The organism is Bartonella sp. AA1HLJMS (genome assembly GCF_042197445.1).
Classification (GTDB): Bacteria; Pseudomonadota; Alphaproteobacteria; order Rhizobiales; family Rhizobiaceae; genus Bartonella.
The window spans coordinates 164,369-187,014 of record NZ_JBHIRW010000001.1 but is presented as its reverse complement, the minus strand read 5'-3'; the positions used below and the strand labels follow the sequence as shown (position 1 = coordinate 187,014).

Below are 22,646 nucleotides of genomic sequence, written 5' to 3'. Positions count from 1 at the left end.
TGAGAGCTTCAATGGCTTCCTCATTATGCATGAGCAAGCAAACACTCAACAAAACACTCAACAAAAAGTTCCGTTAAATATTGCCTTCATTTGAAAGTTTTTTACGCCTCTAAATTATATGAATCAAAATTAATTGCATGCAGTCTAGGAGCATTTTCTTTCAACCAAGCACGATATGTTTTACTATCAGGACATAGCTCTTCACAAAGAGCCCAAAATCTTGGCCCATGATTCATTTCAACAAGATGAGCAACTTCATGGGCAACAACATACTCAACAACTTCTTTTGGTGCCATAATAAGGCGCCAAGAAAAAGAAAGACGCTTATCGATTGAACAAGAGCCCCAACGACTTCTCGTATCTTTATAACAAATGGATTTGACTTTACGCTCTACCTGATGAGCATAATGTGCCACCAAAGGCGTTATAATAAGCGCCGCTTGTTTTTTCAAAACGTCAGCAATGCGTCTTGGGAGATATTCTAATTGACCATAAACAATAATTTCAGGCCCTTGCTCCGCATCTGCTGTAATGATTTCTGTTACCCCACGTCCCTCTCTATGCTTTATGGTATGAGAAACACCCAATAAGGGAATTGTCGCCCCTTCTTTGAGATAAGCATTTTTATGAGAGATTTGTACATGAGCAAGACGTGCCTCAATCCAAGATCGATGCTTTTCAATAAAATTTTCAACCGCATAGAGATTTATTGCTGGTGGTGTTGTTACACAAATCTCCTGACTTCTGGCATCAATACGTAAGGTAAGACGGCGCGCATACTTATTTTCCCGCACCCGTACAGGTACAAAACGCTCAGAAAAAATAAAATGCTGTTTAGAAATGCTCATATATTTTTATCTTCATCAATAAATGTACCCCTTACTTTGCATTAATCTGATTAATAAAAGATCTCAATACTGTTTCAAGGCAATCTAAATCTTGTGGACGAGAAAAGCGATGATCTGCATCACGAACAAGTGTCAATGTTACATCATGGAGAGGTAAATGATCAAGTAAAGTCAATGTATGCTGATAGGGAATATCTTCATCTTCCATCCCTTGTAGAATATGGACTGGACACCCAACATCAATGCATCCTTTCATAACACAATTTTCGCGCCCATCTTCAATCAATGTTTTTGTAAAGGGCATTGGCTCTGTATCATCAACTGCAGGTCGTTCAATATAGCCTTTTTCTTCCAAAACCTTCCATTCTTCTGGGCCTAATTTTGGTTCCACCAATGTTTGTGTAAAATCAGGTGCTGGAGCAATCAATATCATGCCAGCAAGCTTCTTATTTTTCTGTGCTAGCATCATTGCAAGCCTTAGCGCAATCCACCCCCCCATAGAGGAACCAATCAAAATTTGTGGACCCTCACAATAGGTTTCAAAAGTCGCTAAACTTTCCTTAACCCAACGCGAAATTGTTCCTTGAAAAAAATCACCTTCAGATTCTCCATGTCCAGAATAATCAAAACGTAAACAAGACAAATCATTCTTCTGAGCAAACTGATCAACTAACGCTGCCTTACTTCCTAACATATCGGATTGATAGCCAGGAAGCCAAACCAAACCTGGAGATTGGCGCCCCTTGCGATAGCGTACTGCAAGTGCGGTGTTCTCAAATGAAAAAAACTGACAAGGAATATTTTGATCCATGATTTTTTATCCTCTATAAAACAAATTCTTTAAATTAAGAGAAAAACTTTTATAATCTAAATCATTCCAAAAAGTAATAAATCAAATAATGAAAATAACACGAATTATAGTTGTTTTTAGGTACATAATTGTATATTAAATTAACTGTAGTTGAATCAAAATTTAAGGAGCATAAACCATTCGTAAACCGTTTAAAATGACACCTACCCAAAAAGACGGACCACGTTCAAATCAGGATATTCGGGTACCTCATGTTCAGCTTATCAATGATGAGGGACAACATCAGGGAGTTGTTGCGATACAAGAAGCTCTTGCTATGGCTGCAGATGCGGGACTTGATTTGGTTGAAATTGTACCAAATGCGGAGCCGCCTGTATGTAAAATCATCGATTTGGGAAAATTAAAATATCAAACCCAAAAAAAAGCTGCTGAAACACGTAAGAAGCAAAAAGTCATCGAAATCAAAGAGATTAAGATGCGCCCAAATGTTGATGTCCATGATTATGGAGTCAAACTCAAGGCTGTTCATCGCTTTATTGATCATGGTGATAAAGTAAAGATTACTTTGCGTTTTCGTGGTCGTGAGATGGCTCACCAAGATCTTGGATTAAAGCTTCTTCAGCGTGTGAAAGAAGATACAAGTGAAATTGCCAAAATCGAATTGGAGCCAAAGCTTGAAGGCCGGCAAATGATGATGGTGATAGCACCTAAATAGTTTTGCATTGGAATAATATTCGCATGCAACGCATCAAAATGATGTGTATAGTATTATTTAGAAGCACCACATAGAATTTTTGTGGTGCTTTTAAGGTTTTATAAATGTGTATAAATCCTTTTAAGAGTTTAATAATGCTTTATCAATTTATAAGAAGAATTCGTCATTTTGCATATTAATGAGAAAGCTCAAACATCGTAAGGTCTTCTTATTTCAAGCTCTTTTATCATGCAATGCGGCAAAATTGTTTGCTTACACATCACAAATGGAGATGATACATAAAAATTATTAAAAAAGCAGAAATGTTTTTTGTGAGCCATTTCAAGTGCCAAAGGCTATCACAATATGGAAATTGGTAAATACAACAGTGAAACTCACCGGTATCTTTTATTGAAAACTAAAAATAATGATGAACAACGAATTTTCGTTATACCTTTTACAGAAACTTTGAACTACATTCTTCACTCTCACCGTCGTGAAATTGATGTGATGAACCTTGAAAGAAAAAGCTATTTTTGTAAAAAAGATTAAGGGGCTTTTTAATTAAGAGTGTTTCAATCTTGCATAAAATAATGAGAGAATATAGAAGCTCTTCATGGCTAAAAAACAAATTTCCTCTTTTGACAAACATCTTATTATCCGCCTTTTGCGAGAAAATTTTCGTAAACATATGCGTTGGTACAGTGCGGCTATCTTCTCAATGATCATCATTTCTTGTACCACAGCAACCAGTGCATGGATTATGCGGGATGTTGTTAATCAGATTATTGATGCACAAAATTTTCCTATGATTGTTTTGATTTCTAGCTTCATTGCTTTTATCTTTATTCTCAAAGGAGTTGCAACTTTTTTCCAAACTTACTTTCTAAACAAAGCAGGCAATAGTATCATTGCTGAACAACAGCGTAAAATTTTTGCACGACTTATGGAACAAGGTGTCTCTTTTTATCATAATAACACTTCATCTGATCTTCTTGTTCGTGTAACTCATAACGCGACAGCCGTACGTAATATAATTGATACTATTATCACAACTTTTGTACGTGATTTGCTTTCCGTTAGTGGTCTGTTGCTTGTCATGTTCATTCAAAACTTTGTGTTAATCTCCATTACTTTAATCGTAGGACCACTAGCTTTTTTAGGCGTTCGAATGGCTTTAAAACGCGTTCGCAGCTTGATGGAAAAAGAGCTCCTTTCACTTGGTGAAATTATCAAAATCGTACAGGAAACGGCTGTTGGTATTCGAATCATCAAGGCCTTTTCACTAGAAGAAGTCATGAAAAAACGGATGGACAAAGCCATTTGTGATGTTGAAAAACAAACAAACAGTATTGCAACACTCGAAGCTATTACCAATCCAATTATGGAAACACTCACGGGTGTTGCCATTGCAGGTATTATTTGTTTTTCCGGTTATCTTGCAACCCAACGCGCAGGTGTTCAAGGTGAATTTATGTCCTTTATTGTTGCTTTACTTTTAGCTTATGAACCCGCAAAAAGACTAGCAAATGTACGTGTTAAAATTGAATCTGGCTTGGTCAATATCCGTACGATGTTTGAAATACTCGATTGTCCCCTTACAGTTGTAGAACATAAAGAAGCTAAAGATCTGAATAAAACGCAAGGAACTATTCGTTTCGAACATGTTTCTTTTGCATACACTAATAACAAAATGATATTGAAAGACATCAACCTAGAAATAGAAGCCGGAAAAATGACAGCATTGGTGGGACCATCCGGTTCGGGAAAATCAACCCTTATCAACCTTATTATGCGCCTCTATGACCCCACAAAAGGACGCATATTGATTAATGATCAAGACATTCGCTACACAACATTTCGCTCTCTGAGAAACCTGATGGCCTATGTAGGACAGGATACTTTTCTCTTTCAAGGAACTGTTAAATATAATATCGGGCTTGGAAAAGAAGGAGCTAGTGATGACGAAATTATCGAAGCAGCAAAAGCAGCAAATGCTCATGACTTTATTATGAGTTTGCCAAATGGTTATGATACACAGATAGGTGATAATGGCTGTAATCTTTCAGGGGGGCAAAAACAACGACTCGCTATCGCTAGAGCAATGATTCACGATAGTGAAATTCTGATTCTTGATGAAGCAACAAGTGCGCTCGATTCACACACCGAAGCACAAATTAATGAAGCTATTCATCACCTTACTAAAGGACGCACAACGATCATTATTGCTCATCGCCTTTCAACGATTGCTCGTGCTCATAAAATTGTGGTCATACAAAATGGACAACTGATTGAACAAGGTACTCAAAAAGAATTGCTAGCAAAAGAACATGGGTTCTATAAAAAACTTCATAATATCCAGTTCAAAAAACATACCTCCTAATTTCTAGATCCTTAAATAAAATTTGAAATAAAAAATGGATAGAAGGTAATGCTCCATTTATAAAAAAGACTTGTTACCACGAAAAAGCATTACTTTAATCAAAGTTGGCAAAGAATTTATGGTTTATTGAAAATAAACTTCTTGGATTTAGATGAAAACTTTACTCGCTATTTTGTTGAATGCAATTGACTTTAACCATGAAATTTCAAAAACCCCTTCCCTTCCTCAAATAAGTGTTGAAACATTCATAAGTGTTGTGAATCCTGAAAGAGAAAGCATAAAAGTTTGAAAAAATTATCGCGGATGATGATGAATCTGGATTAATACAACCTTTATCCGTGTTTATCCCTGCACTGATAATTTTTTTCTCCACACAACTTTTAAAGGACAAAGACTCTACCCAATCTGATCTGTAAACAATCTAGATTTTTATTGAGCTCATTCCTCTTGATAACAACTTATGTGATTCACTTATACAAGGCTTACCCTAAATATTCACCACGTGCTTTCAGAATACTGTGTCAAAAAGGCTTACATACCTTATATCACCACACCTCAAATGTCGGTCTTTTATGGTACAACAGAATAAGCTAACAATTATAAATTGTGTTGCAAATTATAGATACACTCCGTTTAAAAGAAAAACATTGAAAAAATAAGAGAGGTTTTATTATAAAACTTTTTTACTGTTGTAGCTTGCTTTAAAGCAAGCTTTGCTGCTTTTTCTACATTTAGAAACTAAAATGATATTCCTCCAATACCTTAACGGCTTGAAGAGTTTATAAATGCACAACGTTAGTGCCTATATAAGGCTATAATTTCAATATGTAAAAAAACAGATGAAAAGCAAAATGACATTCCTCTTTCTTTTAACCGCTAAAATAGAAAAATACGACATATAATTCTGATAAATATTTTTACAAAAATATCTTTTAATATACATTTTAATACTTTGATTTATAATCGTAATTTGTTATTTTATATCTTAAACAAAAGATAAGATGTAATTTGCTTATTGCAAATTTTCTTTATATTTATGATGAATCAATCAAAAGCGCTTGTTGTACGTCATAAGAGATATTGGTATATGCATAAAAACTCTTAAGATAAGCAATAAAAATACCTCTACACTTTCAAGTGAAAAGATTGTCAGCAACATGAGAAGCTGGAAAATAGAATGATAATGCCGGCTTATAGCTTTAGTAAATACTTATACCTTTATTAATAACGGTAGTGTAGATTTTATACCATTCATAAGAGATACTTTATACCATTTCACAAGCAATCTTATGAAATAGACTCAAGCGCACACTGAGAAATGTTCCTTTAAAACAAGTACATAAACTTGCAACACAATAATGTTATATTTTGGAGTATTCTGTTTGGGGAGCTATTCGTTATAAGAAAAGTGATCTTATTCCAGACACAATAAACAAAATCTAAAATAATAGGTAATTTTTATTATTAAAAAATATTGCTTTAAATGCGTTTGACAATAAAATCGATATCTTATGAATTCTCTGCTTGCCTCACGTTTTTGACGGTCTTTAATGGAATCATGTCCTTCACGTAAAAACAGAATGCCATTGTGTTGCAAATTCACGTACTTGTTTTAAAGAGATCTCTCTCAAAGTCTTCCCTAAGCCCATTCGCAATAACATTCGTGAATTGTATAACGATAAATCCATTAACCCCCTCTATCTTTACGCTTATGGAGTAACAAGCCGGCACCACTCACACTATTCTGCCAGTCCCTAATGTTGCGACAGCTCTTAGCTCTCGAGATGATTCATAAGAGGCATTTTTAGTTATTTCTTAATAGTTTTATCCACACAGGATTCTCCGCTTGTAGCATACAAGCCGAATGATTTTGATTGATTCAATACGAAAGAGATTCGTACGATATTCAAAGTTCTAATTCAAGTTGAATAACAATAAATTATCTTTATAAATCAATATATTGCACACACTACATTCTTTAGGCAACAGCACGATATGGGCTTGAAAACAAGGTAAGGTATTTCTCTAAAATAAATATATAGCAGCAAAATAACATACTATCTTTCGTGAAGATTTTGTCCCTTTAGAGAATAGCATAACAAAAATCAAATATTTCAGATATATCTCTTCACGCCTCAACAAAAAGCTTCTTCTTTTATAGGATTTCTAGTCTATGCCTCCTTCCTCAGATTTAGAAATGAGAGACAAAAAACGAAGAAATTGTTTTTTTAAAATTCAATCTTTAATAATCTCTTTCATAAAAGAGACCTATACTAGAATTTTGTTCATTTCCTATGGCACCTTTAGCTTTGAGATGACGCGAAATATCTAAATTAATTGTCCCTTTCGTCGTTCCATCAGACCCTGCTTCAAAGCCCAAATAAATATTATTGTGTATGTAGCGTCCAATACGTAAGCCTGTATTCCCTTTCTCATTAACGATAACATCAAGATCATCAAGTCCAATTTTAGTTCGTAAAGTATTCAACAAAGATGTATTAGAACTACCTGCAAGATCAGCCGCTGCTGCTGCAAGTTGAGCAATCTGAAATGGTGATAATTCATTAAGAGAGCGTTTAAAAATCAAACGCGCCAAAATCTCATCCTGAGGCAAATTTGGTTGTGATGAAAAATTAATATCAAGATTATCAACCGTCCCACTTACAGTTACAGTGACGCGAATATCACCACTGTTATTGTTGGTTACAAAATAAACCGTAGGATTAAGATTACCACTAAAACTCGCTTGTCCTTGATCAAAATTAAGACGTTGCGACAAGATATCAAAACGTCCACGAATCATTCTAAATTCACCAACTGGATGCACATCATTCAATGGACCTGCTAGATTAATGCGTCCTCCCAGTTCAGCATCTAAGCCTTTTCCGCGTACAAAAAATTGATTGCGTGCTGTAATACGCATATTTGATAGCACGACAGATGAAGATTCTTGTGTAACTATACGGCTTTTGCTTTTGTTCGTGTTCTTAACATCAGCACGTTCAAGTGTTGTTTGAATCGATTTAGTTAAATTCTTATTTCTAACATCAAGAAACTTGGCATTTTTAAAATGATCAGGAACAAAAACTTCAGCTTTTTCAACGATGATATCACCACCAAGAACAAGACTATTTAAAAAATGACCTGTCATTGTCATCTCACCTGATAATGTTGCCAGAATCATAGAACCATCATTATAATTGGCATTATCAAGATGAAATATCAAATCTGTCTCTAGACCATTAGAGATACGACCTGAAGCAGAAATTCCTCCCCCCTCAAACGAAGAAGCTGAAGCTTTTTCTATAAGGATATGATCACCTTTCAATTTGCCTTCAATTGTTATATTATTCAATCCTACATTTGTTTGTGAATCAAAAAAGCTACCGTCGCCTATAGAAATATTTCCTATCAATTGTGGTTTTGATAATGACCCATTAAGAGCTGTATCAATTCTTGCTGTACCCGTTATATGTGCACCACGCTTAGCTAATAAGAGATTAACAAAATCAAGAGGCATTATCCCTTTAACGTTTAATTTTGCCTCTGAACCATTAAGAGATACAGGCCCATGGATGGAAAGATCTAATCCTTTATCTCCAGTAGCTATCATATTTTCAATATGAAATGTCGATTTTTTATAAGAACCACGAGCATTTATATTGATTGACATCGGTCCTTTATGCGTCATAGCGGTTAAATTTTGACTAGAAAGCTCAAAATGAGCAGATGGATCCTTCATTGTTCCACCAATATCAACTTTACCTATCACTGTCCCATCAAGCGCTTGTCCTGCAATAAAACCATTCGCCAAACGTGCAGATAAATTTTGCAAATTAATACGAAGATCAAGCGCATTTTTCTCTAGAGATACACGCCCCTGAGCTTGTGCTTGTACTCCTTCTCCTGTTAAATTTGCATTCAAAGTAAGATTTTGATCTACAGTGTTTCCCGTGGCAGAAAGAGAAAAAGGCATAATTTTTTTATCTTGAAAAGCAACGGTTGTCAGTCCCTCACCTTTTATATCGTAAGTTATATCAGGTTTTTTTAAATGACCACGAATCATAACCTGCCCTGTTACACTCCCTGCTGCACCAAGATCGGATTTCCACAAATTGACTAAAGTAGCAGGAAGGGCATTCATTGTAAGTTGTAAATTCAGGGTATCTTGAATATTTCCTGCTAAGATGATGTTGCCCCCATTTATTGCAATTCCTAATTCATTGATTGTCATTCCATCTTTATCAAAAGAGATTATAGATGGCTTCGGCAATGTCGCATGAAAAGTATGTTGTTTTAAGTCCACAGCTTCAATTTGCACTTCTCGTTTTATACTTTCTGGAAGTTCCTCAACCATTAAACGACCAGAAAGCCGTGCATTGAGAGTATCATGCAACGTCGCCTGGACAGTAAAAACCGTTTGTCCATTATTCCTATCAGCGTGAGCATTTAAACGATTGACCATTACCAAAGGTGTTTGAATATGTTCTGCATTGATAACTCCTTCAAACTGAGTCATGCCAAAAGGATCGAATATGTCAGCATCTATTGCCAATTTTTTTATTTTATTCTTGGAAAAATTCAAATGGTTAACATGCGCCTTCACATTGGTTTTTTGTCTGCCATTTTGTTCATCAAAAATAAAATCTCCTTTTACTTTTCCACTACCATCCTGCAAAAATAACGCTGAAAGTACGGAAATATCATCGGCATCAATATGCAGCGCTCCTTTCAAAAAACCGCCAAGTTGTTGAGAAAGATCACCCGTTATTTTTGCACTTCCCCCTCTAATATCGATATTTTCAAGTTTTCGAATTTTATGAGAATCTTCAAAAGAGGCCGATAAATGCAAAGGTTTCTTAGCAAAAATTCCTTCACCCTTTACCACCCCTGTTAAAGAAGTAACTGGTGCTGTATTATCTACAAATGCATCTATGTTAAATGTTGTGTTTTGAAGTTTCTTCCCTACAATTAATGCTTCAGAAATATGGGCACGCGTATTTAGTTTTATATGGCTATTGCGCCCTCTCGCCGTACTTTGAATTGTAAGTGCACCACTTATCTTTGAGTCTAATTTGGACAAATCAGATATTTGAGCAGATAGATCCATTTTAGCGCTTTCATCTGAAAAATAACCATTAGCCTCTATATTTGTATATTGATTTTTCAAATTAAAATGACGTAAAGTGAAGCCCTTTGTATTTCGAGCAGTGCCACCTGAAAGAGTAGTATTTCCTTTGAATAAACGATCAAAAGACTGCACGCCTATTTTCATATCGTCAGCCATTCCTGATAATTGGAGATCAAAAATGCCACTCAATAAACTGATCGTTCCTTTGGCTTTAATATCTGCATTACCAGAAAGTGATTGTTTACTGAACACTTCCAAAGGAGTTAATGTTTGAGCTTTTAAACCGAGATCGCCTTTAAAAACAAAATTCTCCATTGTCCCTTTTAACCAAGAAGAAAAACCCTGAGCCGTAACACTCAGATCATGAATCAAAATTGGTTTGTTCGAAACAATATCCGTATCTAAATGCACATGAACCGCTTGGCTTAAATTTTCTACTAACGCTCCCTTAATCTTTTTAACCCCTTGAAGCGTCCCTTTAACCTGAACACCAACATGACGAGAAGCTGCATTATCAAGATTTTCGCTTACTCCTCCCATATCAAAAATTGCATCGCGAATATAAATATTTTTATTGCTTAAATGATTTACAACCAACCGCCCATTCCAAGATTGTTGACCTTCGCGACCATAGTCAATGTTCAAAGCAAGAGTATTCGCAGGTTTTGGCACTTCTGATATAGGTAAATGAATAGACTCCTTTTCGTTATCAAGAGCCATTTTGCCATCAACAAAAAGCCGTCGCAAGAATCCATCGGCGGTTATTTCAGCATTGGCTATAACATTCATTGCTTTGTTCTGAATAACCATCTGATCAAGGTGTGTCACACCTTCTTTTGTTCTTCTTGCCTTTGCTTTTAATGTTATATCAGATTCGAAGAGACTACGATATTGAACAGGTATTAAAGGGCTCAGTGTTCCCTCTAATTTCGTAGAAAAACTCTGTCCTTCTGGAACACTTGCAAGAATAACATTACCATCTAAAATAGAATGATGATCGGACTCTAAAGAAAGTTTGATAACCAAATCATCAAAAGTACCATCACCTTTCACGACGAGACTTAATGCTGGACGTTGTTCAATGTTAAAAATATTCGCCAAAATACCATTTTGTGGTTCGTTAGCAGAAATATCAATTTGAGCTGTACGATTACTATCAGATATCTTGGTGAGAACAGAAAAAGAACCCGGTGCATCTAAACGATGCGCCGCTATATCGACATCAAAATTACCACCAGCCAAGGTGAAATTGCCTTTTAAGGACATATCAGCAGAAAAACCAAAAAGATTCTGTTCAAATGTCACATGTTGAGCTGTAAGCGTATTGATAGAAAGAGTAAGCGGTAATTTTGGTAAAGAGAATTTACCAGTCTCAAGGGAAGAAACAAAAGAAGAATTGCCTTGCGGTTTGCGTAAAAATGTAACCTGTTCTGCCGAAAGCTGGTTAATATCCATCCGTCCTCTCAGCAACGCTAGACGATTCCAATCCATTTTAGCATTGGTAATTTTAAGCCAAACCCCTTTTTTATCACTGACAGTAATAGTATCAATTGATGTTTGAGAAGACAGTGTCCCTTGCATATTGTGTAAACGAACTTGACGATTAGGCGCTGAAAGCTTTCGTTCAATTAAAGAAACAAACCATGAGCGATCATCTGTTTTCATTTCGCTAGAGGGAAGAATGTCTCCTCTTTGCGCAAAAACAAAACCACCCACCCCAAAAAACAAAAATACAAAGAAGAAAGCTGATAAATGTACACCTTTTTTCATTAAAATGCTTGCCCTATACCCACATAAAAACCAATGCGAGGGTCACCCTTCTCTCTCTTTAAAGGAAAGGCTAAATCAACGCGTAAAGGACCAAGACCCGTCATATAACGACCTCCTATACCGGCTCCCCATTTAATTTTTTGAGAAAAATCAAAATTCGCCTTTTCCCCGACTAAACCTCCATCAAGAAAACTGACAAACCCTATTTTATCATTTAAAGAAACACGCAATTCTGCTGACCCCTCAATAAGCGCCCGTCCACCAACAACCCCATCATTTTCTGTTTTGATACCAATATTACGGTAAGCATAACCACGAACAGAGCCCCCACCACCAGCAAAAAAAAGCGTATTTGCGGGTACTTGTGCTGCATCATTCCCAAGAATTGCACCAAGCTTTGCCCGCGCAGCAACAACAAAACGATCCCCTTCATCCAACGCCCAATAAGAACGACCTTCTGCTGTTACTTTTGCAACAAAGTTGCTAAAACGCATCTCATAAAAAGGCTCAATGAAAACTTCACCATATAAACCTTTTGTTGCATTAAACTTATTATTACGACTATCGTAAATCAAACCGCTAGGGAAACCGATTGTTGTAAAATTACGGCTCCCAAAATAGATATCACGTGAATAACCATTTGAAACTTCTACAGCAGCCTGTCCCGATAGATTACCATTAAAAATATGCGTAATACCTAATTTTCCTTTGATGGCTTTTGTCGTATAATTTTCTAAAACATCTTGTTGTATTTTTAATTCTGACCTGAAATCTGTATCTGGCGTGAGTACACCGGGCTTTACAAATGTAGCACCGAAAAGATAATCAAAATTTTTAAAATTATATGATTGCTTTTTATTGCTACCAACACCACTTATTTTTGTTTCAATTTTAAGAGTCTCTGCATGACCCAAAAGATTGTTATGCATCCAATAAGTCTCAAAACCAGCACCGTCTAAAGTTGAATAGCTACCGCCTACACCAAAACGACGCGGTTTACGTTCTTGTACAACAAGTGCAAGCGGTAAACTACCATCTAGATTAATAGTATCAGCCTCACGTATATTGATAGCACGAAAAACACCAAGGCGCGCAAGACGTTCATTTGCCTTAGCTAACGCATCAGAATCGTATATCTGCCCTGGTTTCAATCCGGTCATCCACGCGATATAAGCTGAATCTACACGTGGTTTCTTACTTATATTACGCACACTTAAAGGACCATAATAAGCCTTTTGTCCAGGAGCAACAACAATCCGTCCTTCAACACGCAACGCAGCATGGTCAGCCACGACCTCACTCTTCATAATTTTAGCTTTAGCATAACCTTGTTGCCGCCATCCTTCTATCGCCCATTTTTCTGCTTTCAAAATGGTTTCAGATTTAGCAATAGCCCCAACTTTATAGCCCAATTCTTCAATTGTGGGCATTTTATGCGCTTTACGTTTTTCAAACGGAGCTACTTTATCAATATTGGCAATACTAAAAACATATTGTGGACCAGCATTAATTGTAATAACGATATTCGATTGTGCTGGAAGTTGAGTTACCGGACTTAAATCAGCGACTTCTAAGCCATTAATTTTAATACTAATAACACCACCATAGCGTCCATCAGCATAAAGAGCAGAAAGAATTGCTCGATAATCTGAACGCGCCTTGGCGAGCAAACCAGAAGAACTGGCGGATGCTTTCTCTTTATCAGCAACAAGAGAAGAAACAGATTTAACTATTTTTATACCTTCTAATGGTGCACCTGGCGGTGCAACAACATCAACTTTATAAAATTTCTCTGTACTTTTGGCATAATGTGAAGAAGAATTTGTTTTCTTTTGACCAAAAAGAGGGATGCCGAAAAAATCAAATGCAGCAAGTGGCTGTGGAAAAGAAAAAGTAAAACACAAGCCTATAAATACACAGCGCACAGTCCCTGATTTTAACAAAATTCTTGTCTGGTATACCATAAAATCAGATACCTTATAATACACTTTGCATCTACTACGCTTTGAAATAATATAAAAATAAGAAAGGTAAATATAATTACTTTGCACATTTTACACGTTTTATCACATCAAATAACACTCTGCGATACATAACGTTATCCTCCCCTTATATTTTCATAAAATTTTACACTGTTGTATAACACGAACAGCCTCATTCTTTTTTTCTTAACATATTTATTTAGCTTATTATAAATGTTTTATTGCGTCCCATATCATCATGGTTAAATTTGTACAAATGACTTTCCATGGGAATGCTAAAAAACTGCCCACGTATATAGTTCTCTCTATAAAAAAAGCTATAGAGATGCTTCTTGATTTTTATAAATAGATATGATTGTCTCTACCAAGTCTAAAGGGGGAAAATAAATAAATGATCGCACGTATTACAACTGTTGCTTTTCGCGGTCTAGAGGCAGTCCCTGTCGATGTACAGGTTATGATTTCGTCTGGTAAAATAGGAATGGCTATTGTTGGATTAGCTGATAAAGCAGTTGCAGAAAGCCGTGAACGTGTACAAGCAGCCCTCCACGCTTGTGGACTTTCTATGCCTACTAAACGAATTACGATTAATCTTGCACCAGCTGATTTGCCTAAAGAGGGATCGCATTATGATTTGCCAATCGCCGTAGGCTTAATGCTTGCTATGGGAATCCTCCCTCCCGAAGTAGCTCAAGACTATGTCATTTTAGGAGAATTATCACTGGATGGTTCACTTACCGCCGTTAATGGTGTTTTACCAGCTGCCATGACAGCTTTATCACTCGATAAAGGACTAATTTGTCCCTTCCAATGTGGACCTGAAGCAGCATGGGCAAATGCAGAAATAAATATTCTTGCCCCAGAGACTCTGCTCACTATAGTCAACCATTTCAAAGGAACCCAAATTCAAAAACGTCCACAACCGCGCCAATATACTATCGAAACTGAACTTCCAGATCTTTGCGAAATCAAAGGACAAAAAACAGCCAAACGTGCCTTAGAAGTTTGTGCTGCTGGACGCCATAACCTTTTGTTTGTAGGTCCCCCTGGTGCTGGAAAATCTATGCTAGCGCAACGCTTACCTTCCATTTTGCCACCTCTTGATAGCCGTGAGCTTTTAGATGTCTCTCTGATTGCTTCTATTACAGGAGAAACGGTTCATAATACCATTTCACTTCATTGTCCCTTTCGTTCCCCACATCATTCTGCTTCCATGGCCGCAATGATTGGTGGAGGGCTTAAAGGACGACCGGGAGAGGTCTCCCTTGCTCATAATGGTGTGTTATTCCTTGATGAATTGCCTGAATTTTCTCCACAGGTTCTTGATTCTCTTCGTCAACCTTTAGAAAGTGGGGAGTCAGTTATCGCCCGCGCTAATCACCATATTAGCTATCCTGCTCGCTTCCAACTTATTGCCGCAATGAATCCTTGCCGTTGTGGTATGGCAGGCGAAAAAGACCATGTTTGCCCTAAAGGGATACGCTGTCAAATCGATTATCAGTCCCGTATTTCTGGTCCTCTGCTTGACCGAATTGATTTACGGATTGATGTCCCTGCTTTGACGGCTATGGACCTTATGCAACCAGAACAATCAGAAAAAAGCTGCGACGTTGCCAAACGCGTCGCACGGTGCCGTACCATTCAAGCTAAACGTTTTTCAACAATGGGGTTTGATCATATTCGTACCAATGGCGATTGCCCTGCCAAAATTATAGAACAGATTGCCATTCCTGATAAAAGTGCGACCATACTCTTACGAGATGTGAGTGAAAAAATGCACCTCTCCGCACGCGCTTATCATCGCATTCTCAAAGTTGCACGCACAATTGCTGATCTTGACGGATCAGATACTCTTTCACGCTATCATCTCGCAGAAGCTATTTCCTATCGACTAGGCGCAGAAAGATTAACAGCCCTTAATTAAAAAACTACTCATCAAAAAAAACTTATTGGAAAATAACGCAAATAAAGTTCTGTAAGTTTACCATCCTCTTCTAGAGATTTCAGCGCATAATTGAGTATATCAACCAATTTTTCATTCTTTTTTGCAACAGCAAGCTGCATTCCTTGCCCCAATAACTGTGGCGCCATATATGCCCCCCCAACAAAATGGCAGCAATCAACAGATTTTTGTTTTTTGAACCATAATGATAAAGCAAATCCATCATCAAAAATAAGGTCAATTTTACGCTCTTGTAATGCTTTATAGAGCTCTTCTCTCTTTTTAAACCCTTGCCATTTGGCTTTAGGAAAATAATATTGAAAGAGTTTTTCGTGAACACTTTTAGACAAAACACCACTGGTTAAATGTATCAATTGATCGCTTATTGGCTCATCGAGATTTAAACGTCGAGAAGCAACAAATCGCGCTGGAAAGCGCAAATATGACTTTGTAAAAACAAGATCTTGCTGGGTTTTACTTGTTTCTTTTAAACCCGCAATAATGACTTCTGCACCACCATTTTTAACATGTTCTAAAAGCTCTTTCCAAGGAATCACTTCTATTTCACAAAGCTTCTCTAATTTTAATTTTGAGCAAATAGCGCGCAATAAATCGATATTATAACCTGCAAGATACCCCGATTGATCAATAAAATTAAAAGGAGGAAAATCAAAAGTTGTTACAAAACGCAAACGAAAGATATCCGTTGTATCAGGTTGTACCAAATGTTCATGCGAATCAAAAAAAGAAGGCAGCCTTTCAGCTTCTGCGTAAGAGGAAAATAGAACCCCCCCTGCTACAAATAAAATACGAATAAAAATATTGTATGGATTATTGAATAAAAAGTACTGTAAACGCAATTGAAGATGTTTCACATATATAGATTTTTTTATTTTCAAAATCTCTCCCCCATTTTTCAAAACTAAGATGCAACACTTCTTAACTATTATCTAACGCACTTCACCAAAATATCTGGCGTTTAATAAATAAAATTCTTGCTATTTTTGAAACCATTGAAAATGCTTAGATTTCTGATGTTAATTTTCCAAAATGAATATATAAAAAGTAATTTTAGAGAAAAGCGATTTAATTTTTTAATATAAGAAATAAGCTGTATATACTTTAGTGGTACACTTTATTTTATCAAAATATCCCGCGTACCTTAAAATATTAAGACCATTTCCTTGCGTATCACAACCTAGGAAGTATATAGATACTATTGAAGAAAAGAGTAAAAATACCCCTCAAATGCCGAGGGTTTTCTCAATATTAAGGTTGCACCAACATTTAAGAGCTGAAAAATAAAATGATGATTCTGATTTGCACTTTATTGTCACGATGGGAAAGATGGAGGACATAAATCTTGTAGTATTCACAGGGTATTTTGCGTTATACTATTCAAACATCGTTGTAAAATGAGTTTGGGAACATTGAGCGATGCAACCTCACGAGAATGCAAGAAACAAAAGCGTAAGATAATTCGTCATTACCCTCATTATTCAAAAATATCACCGTAGACGTTTTTTTAATTGTAAAGTTGAATATAAAAGATGATCGTAGAAACGTGTTTTTACATTTACGCATTTATATTTTCCTCAAATGAAGCGTTTTTCACATTTTAAAGATAACACAAACCAATATACAAAATATTTTCGCCTCAATCTAACATACAAAAGTTTGAACTGCTTAGAGAGCTCGCAACCTTTGTTTTAAATATATGGTAGAATTAGGATTGAAAAATTGATTTATGGATAAAACAAGTGAGACCTTTATTAGTGTAACACAAAAATGCATAACTAATTCTGAAACATTACGCATATGCAAAAATAAACAAAGTAAATAGCATCGTTTATGAAACAGTTTTTTGCATAAGTCATAAGCGTTTATTCGCCTTATATCACCGTCCTAGTGTTTTACAGCATAACAGTACACTATCATTTTATCATTCTCTCCATTATATATCGACAGATATTGAATCTAGATCTGATATACGGTAAATATTTAATGTGGTTATTCCATAAATAACTGATCAGAACATTGAGCTTTAAAAAAGCGGATAAAATATTGTAAATTGAACACAGGAATGGACTAACTTATGAGTGATGAAATAACCTCACCAGCACAAAGCAATAACTATGATGCCGCTTCTATCAAAGTTCTCAAAGGTCTTGATGCTGTACGCAAACGTCCTGGTATGTATATCGGTGATACTGATGATGGATCGGGGTTACATCATATGGTCTATGAAGTTGTAGACAATGCTATCGATGAAGCTTTAGCCGGTCATGCAACTCTTGTAAACGTCACACTCCATGCTGATGGTTCTTGTTCTGTTCGTGATAATGGACGTGGAATTCCGACAGATATCCATCCAACAGAAGGTATTTCTGCCGCTGAAGTTATTATGACACAGCTTCATGCCGGTGGAAAGTTTGATCAAAACTCTTATAAAGTTTCAGGCGGATTACACGGTGTTGGCGTTTCTGTTGTGAATGCATTATCCGTTTGGCTTAAATTGCAAATCAAACGCAATGGTAAAATTCATGAAATATCATTTACCCACGGGGTAGCTGATGCTCCATTAAAAGTTGTTGGCGATTGCGATCAAGAAAGTGGAACAGAAATTAGATTTTTACCAAGCTCTGAAACCTTTACTATGGTTGAGTTTGATTTTGAAACTTTAGAGCGTCGTTTACGGGAATTAGCTTTTCTAAATTCTGGGGTTTATATTCTTCTTGTTGACGAGCGTCATGCTGATATTAAATCCGTTGAATTGCATTATGAAGGTGGATTAATAGAGTTTGTGAAATATATTGACCAATCAAAAAAAGCTCTGCTTGATACTCCTATTTATATTGCAAGTGAAAAGGATGGTATGAGCGTTGATGTTGCCCTGTGGTGGAATGATTCCTATCATGAGAAGGTCTTGTGTTTTACCAATAATATCCCTCAGCGTGACGGTGGAACGCATTTGATAGGTTTCAGAAGTGCCCTTACACGCCAAATTAATGGCTATGCTGAATCTTCAGGTATTGCTAAAAAAGAAAAAGTGAACTTAACCGGTGATGACTGCCGTGAAGGATTAACAGCTATTCTTTCTGTCAAAGTTCCTGATCCAAAATTTTCTTCACAAACAAAGGATAAGTTAGTCTCTTCTGAAGTGCGCCCTATTGTTGAAAATTTGGTCAATGAAGGTCTTTCAATATGGCTGGAAGAACATCCTCATGAAGCAAAACTTCTCATTAGTAAAGTGGTAGAAGCTGCAACAGCACGTGAAGCAGCACGCAAAGCACGTGAACTCACAAGACGAAAAGGGGCACTTGATATCACTTCTCTACCAGGAAAGCTTGCCGATTGCCAAGAACGAGATCCCGCAAAATCAGAAATCTTTATTGTCGAGGGGGATTCGGCTGGCGGTTCAGCAAAAAGTGGGCGCTCACGTCAAAATCAAGCAATTTTACCCCTTCGTGGTAAAATCCTCAATGTTGAACGAGCACGTTTCGATCGCATGCTCTCATCTGATATGATTGGAACACTTATTACAGCTCTTGGAACGTCTATCGGTAAGGATGAATTTTCGCCGGATAAATTACGTTATCATAAGATTATTATCATGACGGATGCGGACGTTGATGGAGCCCATATTCGTACTCTGCTGCTCACTTTCTTTTTTAGACAAATGCCCGAGTTGATTGAACGTGGACATCTTTATATTGCTCAGCCTCCTCTTTATAAAGTATCGCGTGGAAAATCTTCCCAATATATTAAAAATGAAGCAGCGTTTGAAGAATTCTTGATCGATACTGGATTAGAAGAAACAACGCTTGAGCTTTCAACGGGAGAAGTTCGTGCAGGAGCTGATTTGTATCAACTCGCTAAAGATGCTCGTATATTACGTCAACTTTTAAATGGTCTTCATACCCGTTATGACCGTAATATTGTTGAACAAGCAGCAATTGCTGGCGCTTTTAATCTTGAAGTCTTTGCAACACAAGAAAAAGCGCAAAAAATAGCAGATACTACAGCACACCGCCTTAATCTGATTGCTGATGATATGGAACAAGGTTGGAGTGGACAATATACAGCAGATGGAAGTTTATGTTTTGAGCGTATTTTGCGTGGTGTTAAAGATGTTGTTACGCTTGATGTGGGACTTATAAATTCAACTGACGCACGCCAAATTGATCGCATTTCTCAAAATTTTATCGACATATATCATCCTCCTGTTCTTTTACGTCGCAAAGATAAAACAGAGCGTATTTTTGGTCCTATGAGCCTTTTAGAGAGCATTTTTACAAACGGTAAAAAAGGTGTTACTCTTCAACGTTATAAAGGTCTTGGGGAAATGAATGCTGAACAACTTTGGGAAACAACGCTTGATCCCAATGCACGTTCTCTTTTACAAGTAAAGATTAATGATGCAACCGATGCAGATTCACTCTTTTCTCGTCTCATGGGTGATGAAGTTGAACCTAGACGTATTTTTATTCAAGACAATGCCTTAAGCGTTGCCAATCTTGATATCTAAAGGTACTCTTCTGTTTTTGGCTGTGTAAACGTCGTAGTTTTATACGTTGTTTTTTCGTAGTTGAACATTCCCTCTCTATTTCATTTACGATAAAAGAAAAATAAGGAAGATCATATACATGGCAATTGAAACAGAACGTGTAGGAACCAAGGGTGGCATGGAGCACTCTTTTGGTTTTACAATAGTAGATGAAACACAAAAACAATCCATGGTGGATGGTGTGTTTCATTCTGTTGCTGAAAATTATGACAAGATGAATGATATCTTATCCTTAGGGCTACACCGTGTGTGGAAAAATTCCATGATTGCTTGGCTTTCCCCACCAGCACTTTCTCATTGGAAAGTTCTTGATGTCGCTGGCGGTACAGGTGATATTGCTTTTCGTATTCTTAATGCTTCACGCCAAAAAGCCCATGCTACAGTGCTTGATATTAATGGCTCAATGCTCAGCGTTGGCAAAAAACGCGCACAAAAAAATGGTCTTGCCCCTCTGATTGATTTTGTTGAAGCCAATGCAGAAAATCTACCTTTTGAAGATCAAAGCTTTGACGCTTACACGATTGCTTTTGGAATTCGCAATGTTCCTCATATTGATCAAGCTCTTAGAGAAGCTTTTCGTGTTTTAAAGCTCGGTGGACGTTTCTTATGTTTAGAATTTTCAAATGTCGAGATGCCTTGGCTCGATAAAATTTATGATCTTTGGTCTTTCCATGCTATCCCTAAGCTAGGTCAATTTATCGCAAATGATGGCGATGCTTATCGTTATTTGGTTGAATCTATCCGCAAATTTCCTAAGCAAGATGATTTTTCCCATATGATCAAGCATGCGGGGTTTTCGCGGGTATCGTACCGCAATCTCACCGGTGCGATTGCGGCGCTGCATTCAGGTTGGAAAATTTAAAAATGGTGCAAATTTCCCCTTACTTTCAATTGATGCGTGCAGGATGGGTTTTAACACGTGAAGGTGTTTTAAGTGCTCTTCCTCATGATGATCTTCAAGGATTTCCAGCGCTATGTCATCGTATAGCGAGTGCATTAGCACGACGCAAAACAAAAAAGAAACAGCGATCTGAAAATATTTCATATGCCATTAATAAGCTTGGACCCTCTTACATAAAACTTGGTCAATTTCTTGCCACAAGACCTGATATTGTTGGGCGTGATATTGCGGAAGATTTGTCACAGCTACAAGATCGTGTCCAAACATTTTCTTGCACTGCCGCTATTGCTCAAATTGAAAGTTCTCTTGGTCGCTCTATTGATGATTTATTCGTAAATTTTTATCCCCCCATTGCCGCCGCTTCTATTGCTCAAGTTCATCCAGCTGAATACAGTGATGAAACTGGCCATAAGAAAAAATGTGCTGTAAAAGTTATTCGTCCCAATATCAGAGCACGTTTTTCTAAAGATCTTAGAGGATTCTATCTCATTGCTCATTTACAAGAGCGCTATATCCCTGCCTCTCGAAGGCTTCGTCCTGTTTGTGTGGTAGATACTTTAGCACAAACAACACGACTTGAAATGGATTTACGCTTAGAAGCAGCAGCTATATCTGAAATGGCTGAAAATATTCAACATGATACAGGATTTCGGGTTCCACGTATTGACTGGGAACGGACAGGACGTAATGTTCTTACAATGGAATGGATTGATGGTATAAGAATATCCGAAACTTCCAAACTCAAAGAGGCAGGATTTGATTTGAAGGCGCTTGCTATTACGCTTATTCAATCTTTTCTTCGTCATACACTGCGTGATGGTTTTTTTCACGCCGATATGCATCCTGGTAATTTATTCGTAGATGAAAAAGGATGTATTGTCGCTGTTGATCTAGGCATTACAGGAAGGCTTGGCAAAAAAGAAAAGCATTTCCTTGCTGAAATTCTTTACGGCTTTATTACCCGCGATTACCATCGAGTTGCACGTGCCCATTTTGAGGCAGGCTATGTTCCTTCACACCATAATATCGAAAGCTTTGCACAAGCCAATCGCGCTATTGGCGAACCAATTCACGGACAATCAGCACAAAGCATTTCCATGGCTAAATTGCTCACTTTATTGTTTGAAGTCACTGAATTATTTGACATGCAAACGCGACCTGAACTTTTATTGCTGCAAAAAACGATGGTTGTCGTGGAAGGTGTTGCCCGCACATTAGACCCCACTTTTAATATGTGGAAAGCTTCTGAACCCATTGTCAAAGAATGGATTAGTAAAAATTTAGGACCCGTAGGCGTTGCAAAAGACTTTAGTGAAGGAGCACAAGCTCTCCTTTCGCTGGCACGCAAAACACCACAATTGGTTCAAAATTTCCAACGAATAGAAGAAGATTTCAATCAAATGAGAAAAACAGGTTTTAATCTTTCTCCTGCTACCCTCAAACAACTTGCTGTGGAACAAAGCCACAGAAACCGTTATGGTCGTTATAGTCTTTTCATCATTGCACTTTGTTGCGCTTGTCTTACTTTTTACTTTTTTCATCTTTTCTAATCTCCTTAATATGCTAAAAATATCAACAATGAAATCATTGAAATCATTTTTATTTCTTGGAGGTATT

13 protein-coding genes are annotated in these 22,646 nt (G+C 37.0%); 7 read left to right on the top strand and 6 right to left on the bottom strand.

Annotated features, from left to right (window positions below; all coding sequences use genetic code 11):
- Nucleotides 1-101: 101 nt before the first annotated feature.
- Both ACFIQE_RS00720 and ACFIQE_RS00715 read right to left on the bottom strand, forming a co-directional pair.
- Nucleotides 102-848 carry a M48 family metallopeptidase gene (locus tag ACFIQE_RS00720; protein WP_375620865.1) on the bottom strand — a complete coding sequence of 249 codons (747 nt, stop codon included), beginning with the start codon at nucleotides 846-848 and terminating at the stop codon, nucleotides 102-104.
- Between the two features lie 31 nt (nucleotides 849-879).
- The gene (locus ACFIQE_RS00715; protein WP_375620866.1) at nucleotides 880-1,659 is read right to left on the bottom strand and encodes an alpha/beta hydrolase; all 780 of its coding nucleotides are present in this window, start codon (nucleotides 1,657-1,659) and stop codon (nucleotides 880-882) included.
- Between the two features lie 196 nt (nucleotides 1,660-1,855).
- Here ACFIQE_RS00715 and infC point away from each other — a divergent pair, with 196 nt between their 5' ends.
- From infC to ACFIQE_RS00700, 3 genes are all read left to right on the top strand, one after another.
- Complete coding sequence (gene infC, locus ACFIQE_RS00710) at nucleotides 1,856-2,374, top strand: translation initiation factor IF-3 (protein WP_026500140.1); 519 nt, start codon at nucleotides 1,856-1,858, stop codon at nucleotides 2,372-2,374.
- A gap of 345 nt (nucleotides 2,375-2,719) precedes the next feature.
- The gene (locus ACFIQE_RS00705) at nucleotides 2,720-2,905 is read left to right on the top strand and encodes a hypothetical protein (protein ID WP_375620867.1); all 186 of its coding nucleotides are present in this window, start codon (nucleotides 2,720-2,722) and stop codon (nucleotides 2,903-2,905) included.
- A gap of 64 nt (nucleotides 2,906-2,969) precedes the next feature.
- The gene (locus ACFIQE_RS00700) at nucleotides 2,970-4,736 is read left to right on the top strand and encodes an ABC transporter ATP-binding protein (RefSeq protein ID WP_375620868.1); all 1,767 of its coding nucleotides are present in this window, start codon (nucleotides 2,970-2,972) and stop codon (nucleotides 4,734-4,736) included.
- 1,565 nt (nucleotides 4,737-6,301) lie between these two features.
- On the opposite strand, the gene ACFIQE_RS00695 is transcribed toward ACFIQE_RS00700, so the two are convergent.
- The 3 genes from ACFIQE_RS00695 to ACFIQE_RS00685 all read right to left on the bottom strand — a co-directional run bounded on the left by ACFIQE_RS00695 (nucleotide 6,302) and on the right by ACFIQE_RS00685 (nucleotide 13,601).
- Nucleotides 6,302-6,424 (bottom strand): hypothetical protein, encoded by a 123-nt coding sequence (locus ACFIQE_RS00695; protein ID WP_375707189.1) that lies wholly within the window; start codon nucleotides 6,422-6,424, stop codon nucleotides 6,302-6,304.
- A 554-nt stretch (nucleotides 6,425-6,978) separates the two neighbouring features.
- Nucleotides 6,979-11,637, bottom strand: coding sequence for a translocation/assembly module TamB domain-containing protein (locus ACFIQE_RS00690; protein ID WP_375707188.1), 4,659 nt, complete (start codon nucleotides 11,635-11,637; stop codon nucleotides 6,979-6,981).
- Nucleotides 11,637-13,601, bottom strand: coding sequence for an autotransporter assembly complex family protein (locus ACFIQE_RS00685; RefSeq protein ID WP_375629174.1), 1,965 nt, complete (start codon nucleotides 13,599-13,601; stop codon nucleotides 11,637-11,639). Before ACFIQE_RS00685 ends, ACFIQE_RS00690 begins: the two co-directional genes overlap by 1 nt.
- Before the next feature lie 409 nt (nucleotides 13,602-14,010).
- Here ACFIQE_RS00685 and ACFIQE_RS00680 point away from each other — a divergent pair, with 409 nt between their 5' ends.
- On the top strand, nucleotides 14,011-15,543 hold the full coding sequence (locus tag ACFIQE_RS00680) for a YifB family Mg chelatase-like AAA ATPase (RefSeq protein ID WP_375611373.1): 1,533 nt from the start codon (nucleotides 14,011-14,013) through the stop codon (nucleotides 15,541-15,543).
- Nucleotides 15,544-15,554: 11 nt separating this feature from the next.
- Here the strand turns inward: ACFIQE_RS00680 and ACFIQE_RS00675 are convergent, their stop codons facing one another.
- Nucleotides 15,555-16,460, bottom strand: coding sequence for a transporter substrate-binding domain-containing protein (locus ACFIQE_RS00675; RefSeq protein ID WP_375611372.1), 906 nt, complete (start codon nucleotides 16,458-16,460; stop codon nucleotides 15,555-15,557).
- 1,196 nt (nucleotides 16,461-17,656) lie between these two features.
- Between ACFIQE_RS00675 and gyrB the strand changes: the two genes are divergently transcribed.
- The 3 genes from gyrB to ubiB all read left to right on the top strand — a co-directional run bounded on the left by gyrB (nucleotide 17,657) and on the right by ubiB (nucleotide 22,579).
- Entirely contained in the window at nucleotides 17,657-20,089 is a 2,433-nt protein-coding gene (gene gyrB / locus ACFIQE_RS00670; RefSeq protein WP_375629169.1) for a DNA topoisomerase (ATP-hydrolyzing) subunit B, read from the top strand.
- 118 nt (nucleotides 20,090-20,207) lie between these two features.
- Complete coding sequence (gene ubiE, locus ACFIQE_RS00665; protein WP_375612796.1) at nucleotides 20,208-20,990, top strand: bifunctional demethylmenaquinone methyltransferase/2-methoxy-6-polyprenyl-1,4-benzoquinol methylase UbiE; 783 nt, start codon at nucleotides 20,208-20,210, stop codon at nucleotides 20,988-20,990.
- Nucleotides 20,991-20,992: 2 nt separating this feature from the next.
- A complete protein-coding gene (gene ubiB / locus ACFIQE_RS00660; protein ID WP_375639764.1) occupies nucleotides 20,993-22,579 on the top strand; it encodes a 2-polyprenylphenol 6-hydroxylase in 1,587 nt (528 codons plus the stop codon).
- Nucleotides 22,580-22,646 lie beyond the last annotated feature (67 nt).

Bases quoted from the DNA above. Each gene is read 5' to 3' on its own strand.
- ACFIQE_RS00720 (WP_375620865.1), bottom strand. From the start codon at position 848: ATGAGCATTTCTAAACAGCATTTTATTTTTTCTGAGCGTTTTGTACCT.
- ACFIQE_RS00705 (WP_375620867.1), top strand. From the start codon at position 2,720: ATGGAAATTGGTAAATACAACAGTGAAACTCACCGGTATCTTTTATTG.
- ACFIQE_RS00695 (WP_375707189.1), bottom strand. From the start codon at position 6,424: ATGGATTTATCGTTATACAATTCACGAATGTTATTGCGAATGGGCTTA.
- ubiB (WP_375639764.1), top strand. From the start codon at position 20,993: ATGGTGCAAATTTCCCCTTACTTTCAATTGATGCGTGCAGGATGGGTT.
- ACFIQE_RS00680 (WP_375611373.1), top strand. From the start codon at position 14,011: ATGATCGCACGTATTACAACTGTTGCTTTTCGCGGTCTAGAGGCAGTC.
- ACFIQE_RS00700 (WP_375620868.1), top strand. From the start codon at position 2,970: ATGGCTAAAAAACAAATTTCCTCTTTTGACAAACATCTTATTATCCGC.
- infC (WP_026500140.1), top strand. From the start codon at position 1,856: ATGACACCTACCCAAAAAGACGGACCACGTTCAAATCAGGATATTCGG.
- gyrB (WP_375629169.1), top strand. From the start codon at position 17,657: ATGAGTGATGAAATAACCTCACCAGCACAAAGCAATAACTATGATGCC.
- ACFIQE_RS00690 (WP_375707188.1), bottom strand. From the start codon at position 11,637: ATGAAAAAAGGTGTACATTTATCAGCTTTCTTCTTTGTATTTTTGTTT.
- ACFIQE_RS00715 (WP_375620866.1), bottom strand. From the start codon at position 1,659: ATGGATCAAAATATTCCTTGTCAGTTTTTTTCATTTGAGAACACCGCA.
- ACFIQE_RS00685 (WP_375629174.1), bottom strand. From the start codon at position 13,601: ATGGTATACCAGACAAGAATTTTGTTAAAATCAGGGACTGTGCGCTGT.
- ubiE (WP_375612796.1), top strand. From the start codon at position 20,208: ATGGCAATTGAAACAGAACGTGTAGGAACCAAGGGTGGCATGGAGCAC.